At 70.6% G+C, this 2,443-nt stretch carries 3 protein-coding genes; all 3 read left to right on the top strand.

What is annotated here, in order from left to right:
- On the top strand, positions 1 to 1,098 hold a 1,098-nt coding region (locus tag ADK65_RS34440; RefSeq protein ID WP_053675229.1), incomplete at its 5' end, for a VOC family protein.
- Between the two features lie 22 nt (positions 1,099 to 1,120).
- Positions 1,121 to 2,098: a fumarylacetoacetate hydrolase family protein gene (locus ADK65_RS34435; RefSeq protein ID WP_053675227.1), complete on the top strand. Its 978-nt coding sequence runs from the start codon at positions 1,121 to 1,123 to the stop codon at positions 2,096 to 2,098.
- A 12-nt stretch (positions 2,099 to 2,110) separates the two neighbouring features.
- Positions 2,111 to 2,443: FAD-dependent monooxygenase (locus tag ADK65_RS34430; protein ID WP_159038862.1), on the top strand; the 333-nt coding region annotated here is incomplete at its 3' end.

The following is a 2,443-nucleotide window of genomic DNA, read 5'->3' as shown; positions in this document are numbered from 1 at the left end:
GACCTGCACAGTGAGCAGGGCGCCCTGCGCGGCGAGCATCCGGGCCGTTCCCGGAACCCGCTGATCAAGGTGGCGGACCTGGCCTGGCTGGAGTTCGAGAAGCCCGACCTGGACCGGGCGGAGGTATTCGCCTGTGACTTCGGCTTCCAGGTCGTCGCGCGTACCGAGCGGGAGCTGTGGCTGCGGGGGGCGTTCGCCGGTCCGCCCTGCATGGTGATCCGCCGCGGTCGTACGTCCCGTTTCATCGGCCCGGCGTTCCGGGCCGCCGATCGTGCCGACCTGGGGCGGCTGGCCCGCGCCGCCGGCTCGTCCGTACGGGACGCGGACGTACCCGGCGGCGGCAAGGTGGTCGACCTGCTCGACCCCTCGGGCTTTCCGGTGCGGGTGGTGCACTGCGCCGAACAGTTGCCCGCGCTTCCGGAACAGCAGCCGCTGCTCCTCAACTTCGGCACGGATCACCGCCGTACGAACGCCACCCAGCGCCCGCCCCGCGAGCCCTCCCGCATCCAGCGCCTCGGCCACCTGGTCCTGGAGACCCGCGTGTTCGGCCGGGCCTTGGACTGGTACCTGGACACCCTCGGCATGATCGTGTCCGACTTCCTGTTCCTGGACGGGCAGCGCGAGCGCGGCCCGGTCATGGCGTTCATCCGCTGCGACCTCGGCGGCGTGCCGGCCGACCACCACACCCTGGCCATGCATCTGGGGCCGGGCACGGGGTATGTCCACTCCGCGTACCAGGTCACCGACCTGGACTCGATCGCCGCAGGTGGCGAGTACCTCAAGGAGCGCGGATACAAGCGCAGCTGGGGTATCGGCCGTCACGTCCAGGGCAGCCAGCTCTTCGACTACTGGCGCGACCCCGACCGTTTCATGCTGGAGCACTTCGCCGACGGCGACCTGTTCTCCTGCGATGTCGAGCCGGGCTGGGCGGCCTTCTCGACCAGCGGGCTGGCGCAGTGGGGTCCGCCGGCCACGCGTGACTTCCTCGGCGCGAGCCCTTCCCCGGAGCGGGTCCGCCACGTCATCGAGGCCCTGCGCGGTGACAACGAGATGGACCCGGCGCGACTGTTCGGCCTGCTCAAGGCCGCCAACTCCTGACCCCTTCACAGAGAGCCATGTCATGAGCACCAATGTCCTGCGCACCGCCGAAGGCTGGTGGGTCGTCCTCCCCCGAGCGCTCGACTCCGCTCGAGCGGGGGAGACCCCCATCGACCGGGCCGTCCCGGTCGAAACCAAGGCCGACACCACCGCCGAACTGATCGCCGACCGGGCCGCCGTACAAGCGGCCGCGCTCTCCGGCGAGCCCGGCACACCCGTCGCCGACCTGACCGCCCTGTCGCCGGTCACCACGCCCTGCCGGGTCGTCGCCCAGATGGTCAACTACCGTAGCCACGCCCGCGATTCGGGGTTCACCGGCGACATCCCGCCGGCCTTCTTCCGCAAGGCGTCCGGCTCGGTCAGCGGCCCCGTCGACGCCGTCATCCGGCCGCCGCATGTGAAGTTCCTCGACTACGAGATCGAACTCGGCCTCGTCATGGGCGCGCCCCTGCCGGTCGGCACCGTGGTCGAGGACCGGGACCTGCCGTCGTACATCGCCGGGCTCGTGATCACCAACGACGTCAGCGCGCGGGACGTCCAGCTGACCAAGACGCAGTTCTACGAGAGCAAGTCGTACCCGACCTTCACCCCGACCGGGCCGTACCTCACCCTGCTGGAGCCGGAGGACTTCGCCCACCTCCTCGATCTCCGGCTGAAGCTGTCCGTCAACGGCGCACTGCGCCAGGACCGTACCCTCGCCGACATGATCGTCCGCCCGGCGCAGGCGCTCACCCTGCTGGCCCGCTTCCAGACCCTCGACGCCGGTGACCTGCTGCTCACCGGCACCCCAGGTGGTACGGCGCTCAAGGCACCGCCGAAGCCGGTCGAGAAGATCGGCGCACTGCTGCCGCCCGCCGTGAAGTGGAAGGCGTTCTTCAAGAGCCAGGCGAAGAACCCTCACTACCTGCACGCGGGCGACGTGATCACGGCGACGATCGCGACGGCGGACGGCCGGATCGACCTCGGCGAGCAGCGCACCCCCGTCAAGGACGCGAAATGAGACCCGAAGCACATGATCTTCGAACGTGACGGGGCAGACGTACCCGTGGTGATCGTCGGCGCCGGGCCCGTGGGCGTGACCGCCGCCCTCCTCCTGGCCCGGCGCGGAGTCCGCAGCGTCGTCCTCGAACGCCACAGGGACATCTACCCGCTCCCGCGTGCCGGCGCCTACGACGACGAGGTACGCCGGATCCTCCAGGCCGCGGGCGTGGGAGAGGAGATCGCCGCCATGGCCCGCCCGACGAAGGGGCTGCGGCTGCTGGACGCCCGGCACCGGGTGATGGCCGAGTTCCGCCGCACCGAGCACGGCCTGCACGGCTATCCGCAGACCAGCATGTTCGACCAG

The organism is Streptomyces sp. NRRL B-1140, assembly GCF_001280065.1.
GTDB lineage: Bacteria > Actinomycetota > Actinomycetes > Streptomycetales > Streptomycetaceae > Streptomyces.
The sequence above is the reverse complement of the archived record's forward strand: the minus strand, read 5'-3'. Positions and strand labels throughout refer to the sequence as shown.